Here is a 5,810-nt window from a genome sequence, read left to right on the forward strand (position 1 = left end):
AAGTGGTCACTTTGCTCTTCATCTTTAACGAGGAACATTTTGCATTCTGGGCAGCGACCGGGCTCATGGCTGGTCACCTCTGGGTGCATGGGGCAGTAATACTCTGCTCCATCTTGATTAGACTCATGCTGGTGAGCTTGAGTGTGTTGTCTATTGGCTGTTTCTGCTGTTTGGCTAAATCCGATGAGTGGGGTTGATGCCATCATTAGACTTAATGCACAAACGGCAGTTTGGCGTATTTTCTTTATCTTAAATAAACTCATAATGCCTTATCTCCACCCTAATGATTAGTGATGCGTGTGAGCTGATTTAGTCGCTTTATCGCCAGTAGCGACAGGTTCTAAATCCATACCACACTTAGGGCAGCTATCGCCTGCTTGACCTGTAATAGCTGGGTTCATTGGGCATGCATGGGTATGTTTGCTCATATGTTTCTGGTGTTTTTTAGCTTTATTAGGGCACGACTCTTTATTAGGGCAAGAATCACAGTTTTGGTTATGGGCTTTAGCTGCCGTTTTTGTGACTTCTAAATCCATACCGCACTTAGGGCAAGAATCACCTTTCGTACCAGTTACTTCTGGGTGCATTGGGCAAGCATAAGCTTGGTTTTGTACTGCATGTTGGTTTTTATGTGCACCGTGATGATGCTCATTTGCTGACGCAGTGCCTGTCCAAGACAACATTAACAAGGCAGATAAGGCTAAACTTATAAGGGTTTTCATAATTCTACTCCATCATAGAGATGGCCGAATGGCTGTGCTTAGCATAAGCAACAGAACAATTAACGGCTAAAATAATTGCTGATTAAGATTAATAACGGTTTCTGATCCGCGAACAGATGTATACGAAGAGACGTATAGCCTCTGTTTAAGCGATTGGAGGTCTTAAATCTTGTGGCAATGAAATAGAGTGGAAATGAGGCATTGGAGTGGCCGTTACAATTTCGGAAGTGGTGAAACCTGGCCAAGGTGACGCACTAAGCAGGGTACCTGTTACTGAAATAACCAAGCAATGGTTGCAGTCGCTCTGACATGATCCATTGCCGTTGCAACAATCTTTTGAATTGCCGGGAAGCATTTGCATTTGTTCTTCAGAATCGCAGCAATGAGCCCCTTCATCCATTTGAACTTGATGACATTCAGTTCCGTCTTGCATACTCATCATTTGCATATCACCAGCCATCGCACTGGGTACCATCAAGGATCCATTAGATAGCACTAGCTGACTCAGCAAAGCGAGTAGCGTTAGGGCTAGTAATGTATGTCGACGGAATATGCTAAGCATGATGTATCCAAACAATAAGTTGCGATAAGTCTATCATAGGAATTATGTGGCACATTGATAAACTTCACAATTTTATCTGTTCAATGTGCCATCTCTATAAGTTATAGCGTGAATATCCTATTGTTTTGATAGTAGTAACTTTGTCATAAGTTGACCATGAGTCATTAGACTGACTTGTTGCTGTCCTCCCATACTGTCAGTTAATTGAATGGTCGGATTATCGATAAATTGATAAGCATCTGCTTCAGACAAAATGCTCGGAGTGAGCGCCTCGTAATTAGCCCCGCTATTAAAATCAATGTATAGATAAAGCAGCTCTGATTTAACCCAGTTAGAATCTTCGGCGTTGATATCAAAAAGATCACGATATTGAACCTCGATCAGATTGGGACGATTGTCGAGATCTAGGTAGCGGCTATCGACTTTACTTAGTCCGTTAACAGCGAGTACTTCTATAGACTCAGGAAAGGACACCGATGCAGCAGAAGAGATGAAACTGGTGAGTGATAGTGCGATAACAGCAATAAACTTTTTCATAATAAACTCCAAACTAAATTAAGTCGTTATTAATGCGAATATCTCTTCGGCTTCAAAGAGTGTTTCTGCAATCGATGCAGGGGTAATTGTTTTGGCTCAAATGAGCGTTCTAAAAATCATTACCAGTTAAAGCCAACATGATATGAGACAGTGCGCTACTGGCCAGCTATCAATAATGTGTGACAGCAAAGGCGCAATATTTCTGTAATGCTAAGCGCTGTATTGCTAGGCGCTCAATATGGATTAAGTTGAGATAAAGCTTAAAGACTGATGGGAGGGGGATTGATGGGCGACAACTCAGCAGTCTGTAAAGACCAAAAAACCGTTTGTACACTGGCCGTAGAACTTTGGGCGCTAGTGGTAAATTGTTCTTGCTCCATAATGCCTGGAGCCGATACATAGTGGGATACACAGTTATCCGCCCCTAACAGCTCGCATAGGGCGTCACAATCAATCTCAACTAAGCTAAAATCGCCTAAACCATCTAGGTCTAAATTTGGTGCTGTTGAATCACAGCTAATCTGCGAGTCCGCAATATGGGGCAGTCGAAAACTTTCAGCTATGAGTTCTGCTGTGGGTATGAGTGAAGCTTGGGGCTGATTATTTTCGGAGACGTGTGGTTGATAAACGTGTGAGCTGGCATGCAAAAATTTTGGCATCGCCATCGCTGGAGACAAGATAAACTGCCCTACCAGTGAGATGAAAAATGCTAAATATACAATTTGCTTACGCATGCTAACCTTAATGTGACCAAATCAAGTTGATGTAATTAGAAGACCTAGGTTTTATAGATAAAGTTTCATTATTCATAATTTTTTTGATTTTAGATGTATGGCATGCCTCCTTTTACATCTAAAAGATTTTCAAACTAAAGAATTTATACTGCTCAAATATCAGCTTGATAGCCTATTAACCTTGCGGCAATCAAGGCTTTAGAGTAGCTTTAGTAAATGTGCATATAATGTGAGCAATTGAGGGCTCAGAAAACAGAGTTAGAGCCATGTCTCATTTTGCACTTTTAGTTCCAGATCAATGAGTAGGATCTAGTTTATACTGGAAGGCATAAATAGCGATGAAGTTAACTTACATCGATATAAAAATTAAATATTCGGAGAAGAGTGATGAACTGGCGAGCACTATTTAAACCTAGCGCAAAATATTCGATTCTAGCCTTGCTAGTTATCGGTGTAGTTGTCGGTGTTGTAGGCTATTTTGCTACACAGCAAACGTTACATGCTACAAGTACAGATGAATTCTGTATGAGCTGTCACAGCAACCATTCGTTGAAAGCAGAAGTTCTTGCTTCACCTCACGGCGGTAATAGCGCGGGTGTTACGGTACAATGTCAAGATTGTCACCTTCCACACAACCCAGTTAAGTACCTAGTGAAGAAGATCATCGTATCTAAAGATCTATACGGTTACCTAACGATTGACGGTTTCAACACTCAAGAGTGGTTGGATGCAAACCGTAAAGAGCAGGCTGACCTAGCGCTTAAGTATTTCAAAGGCAATGACTCTGCTAACTGTAGACACTGTCACACTCGTATCTACGAGGACCAGCCTGAAGCTATGAGCAAGATGGCGAAGAGAATGCACGCTAACAACTTCAAGAAAGCTGAAGACAAGCGTAAGACTTGTGTAGACTGTCACAAAGGTGTTGCTCACGTTTATCCTAAGGGATAATACGCCAGCAAACCTAGAGTTAGCTAAGCCTGCTAACTCTTCAAGTTAATCGCTAAAAGCCCCTTAATTGGGGCTTTTTTGTTTTTAAAATCTAACAAGGCGCTAGGAAAAGCAGATAAAGACCCTAGGGAAAGCTAAGACGGAAAAGCTAGATAAGCCTGAGATGGTTTGCCTTTATTGAGTTGCGGGCTAGGATTTTTCTGCAGGTTGGGCTTTGATCCATCAATACGTTAATCATTTATTACTCGAACCGTTCATTACGAGCTGACGGCATAAATGCCGACCTACAAATGCAAAGCGAAGAAAGGTCCTAGGAAAGGCTTAGACGATCGGCCAGCGGCCTAGGGAACGTGACTGCGTCACTTACGGAACGCTATGCTGACGGAAAAGACGGAAAAGACGGAAAAGGCAAAAAAGCTGATGCCGTTTTGCCTGTGTTGTTTCGACTGTTGCTAGAACCTAGAACCTAGAACTTAGAACCTAGAACCTAGAACCTAGAACCTAGAACCTAGAACCTAGAACCTAGAACCTAGAACCTAGGCTTTAACCTGCTTATCTAACACTTGTTTGCGGTATTGCAGTAAGCTAAATACACCGAATAGGAATACCTGCAGATAATCGCTTTTTCTTAGTGTTAAAAGTTGGCTAAATAAACTGTGGAAAATGAAGGTTTGAAAGCAGTGCATCAATATTGTCATTACAAACAGAATATTAAGAGCCACTGCAATGCCACCTTCAAAGGGGAAAGCTATGTTATATAGCATCATCAACCAAGCAAATGCGGTGACGATTTTCCCTAGAATTAACATAACTTTCATTTAGTTCGTTTCCTGTGCATCGTTATTTGAATTATCAATTTCTTCTTCAAGTGCTATTGCAGAGTATTGATACAAACGATAGATCACTTGGCCTGCTTTTTTCTCTTTTAGCAAACTCCAGCTCGCGGGTACGGTTAACATCGCGATTTCACTCTCTGTTTCTACGTAGATCTGTGCATTGTCATTAAGCCATTCGTGCTGCTCGATAAGCGTAATACTCTTCTCGGCGAGTGACTTTCTAAAAGGTGGGTCGATAAAAACCAGATCGAAGCCTTCGCTAGGTTTATTCGCCAGCAAGGCTAAGCTATCACCTTTAATCACATCTGCGTTATCGCACTTGAGCGTGGCTAAGTTGGCCACGAGCTGTTTCGCAGCCTGGGCTTGTAGCTCAAAAATCTTCGCGTAACTTGCGTATCGCGACAGTGATTCAAGGCTCAGTGCGCCACTCCCTGCAAAGCAGTCGAGTACGCGTGCACCGCGAATATCGTTAGCAATCCAGTTAAATAGGGTTTCTCTAACGCGATCTGTGGTTGGGCGTAGCCCTTCAAGGTCATGAATGGGCAACTTTCGAGAGCGCCACTGGCCTGAAATAATCCTAACTTGACCGCTAGAAGGTCTTTTTTTGACCATGGTGTCCTCGTGATTTTGCCTAATGAAAGAAAGTGGTAGACTATGCCGTCTGAATTCAGGTCGTTATTTTATATCAAAGCACAGCTAAAAGGTAAAAAGCCGTTGTTAGAATCCGTATGAATGGCGGTTTTGCTGCTTTTATCTGCGTAATCTAAGCTGATTTTTGATATAACGTCCTCCACCCTAATGCATTTATGTACAGCTATTTGAGCACCGGTATAACACATGGCAAAGAAAGGTTTTTTTTCCTGGTTCCGCAAGGATAAGTCTAAAGAAGAAGCGCAGGCTGTAGAAGCGGCGAAATTAGAAGCTGAAAAGCTTGAATTAGAAGAAGCTGAAAAACTTGAGTTAGCAAGAGTTGAAGCTGAGCATCTTGCTGCCGAACAAGCTGAAGCGCAAAGAGTTGCAGAAGAGGCTCGCCTAGCTGCAGAGCAGGCTGAAGCTGAACGTATTGCAGCAGAGCAAGTGGCTCAAGCTGAGTCAGCACGTATTGCGGCTGAAAATGCCGCCGTGGCAGAAGCTGAAGCGCAAAGAGTTGCTGCAGAGCAAACAGCCCAAGCTGAGGCTGTACGTATTGCGACTGAAAATGCCGCCGTGGCAGAAGCTGAAGCGCAAAGAGTTGCTGCAGAGCAAGTGGCTCAAGCTGAGACTGCACGTATTACGGCTGAAAATGCCGCCGTGGCACAAGCTGAAGCTCAAAGAGTTGCTGCAGAGCAAGTGTCTCAAGCTGAGTCAGCACGTATTGCGGCTGAAAATGCCGCCGTGGCAGAAGCTGAAGCTCAAAGAGTTGCTGCAGAGCAAGTGGCTCAAGCTGAGACTGCACGTATTGCGGCTGAAAATGCCGCCGTGGCAGAAG

8 protein-coding genes and 1 pseudogene are annotated in these 5,810 nt (G+C 43.2%); 2 read left to right on the forward strand and 7 right to left on the reverse strand.

The window, feature by feature from the left end; genetic code table 11:
• From ACVBIO_RS21220 to ACVBIO_RS21240, 5 genes are all read right to left on the reverse strand, one after another.
• Positions 1 to 263: heavy metal-binding domain-containing protein (locus tag ACVBIO_RS21220; RefSeq protein ID WP_447170087.1), on the reverse strand; the 263-nt coding region annotated here is incomplete at its 3' end.
• A 24-nt stretch (positions 264 to 287) separates the two neighbouring features.
• Positions 288 to 722: a heavy metal-binding domain-containing protein gene (locus ACVBIO_RS21225; protein ID WP_447158964.1), complete on the reverse strand. Its 435-nt coding sequence runs from the start codon at positions 720 to 722 to the stop codon at positions 288 to 290.
• A gap of 145 nt (positions 723 to 867) precedes the next feature.
• Complete coding sequence (locus tag ACVBIO_RS21230) at positions 868 to 1,284, reverse strand: hypothetical protein (protein ID WP_447158963.1); 417 nt, start codon at positions 1,282 to 1,284, stop codon at positions 868 to 870.
• 117 nt (positions 1,285 to 1,401) lie between these two features.
• On the reverse strand, positions 1,402 to 1,821 hold the full coding sequence (locus tag ACVBIO_RS21235; RefSeq protein ID WP_447173390.1) for a DUF2057 family protein: 420 nt from the start codon (positions 1,819 to 1,821) through the stop codon (positions 1,402 to 1,404).
• A 260-nt stretch (positions 1,822 to 2,081) separates the two neighbouring features.
• Positions 2,082 to 2,555, reverse strand: coding sequence for a hypothetical protein (locus ACVBIO_RS21240; protein WP_447164635.1), 474 nt, complete (start codon positions 2,553 to 2,555; stop codon positions 2,082 to 2,084).
• 387 nt (positions 2,556 to 2,942) lie between these two features.
• On the opposite strand from ACVBIO_RS21240, the gene ACVBIO_RS21245 reads away from it, so the two are divergent.
• Positions 2,943 to 3,506 (forward strand): NapC/NirT family cytochrome c, encoded by a 564-nt coding sequence (locus tag ACVBIO_RS21245; RefSeq protein WP_447158960.1) that lies wholly within the window; start codon positions 2,943 to 2,945, stop codon positions 3,504 to 3,506.
• A gap of 536 nt (positions 3,507 to 4,042) precedes the next feature.
• On the opposite strand, the gene ACVBIO_RS21250 is transcribed toward ACVBIO_RS21245, so the two are convergent.
• On the reverse strand, positions 4,043 to 4,324 hold the full coding sequence (locus ACVBIO_RS21250) for a DUF1145 domain-containing protein (protein WP_447158959.1): 282 nt from the start codon (positions 4,322 to 4,324) through the stop codon (positions 4,043 to 4,045).
• Positions 4,325 to 4,954: a 16S rRNA (guanine(966)-N(2))-methyltransferase RsmD gene (rsmD, locus tag ACVBIO_RS21255; protein ID WP_447164642.1), complete on the reverse strand. Its 630-nt coding sequence runs from the start codon at positions 4,952 to 4,954 to the stop codon at positions 4,325 to 4,327. It lies immediately after the preceding gene.
• Positions 4,955 to 5,179: 225 nt separating this feature from the next.
• On the opposite strand from rsmD, the pseudogene ACVBIO_RS21260 reads away from it, so the two are divergent.
• A pseudogene (locus ACVBIO_RS21260) lies at positions 5,180 to 5,810 on the forward strand (signal recognition particle-docking protein FtsY); the annotation flags it as partial.

The sequence above is a fragment of the Shewanella sp. 0m-8 genome (assembly GCF_052977265.1).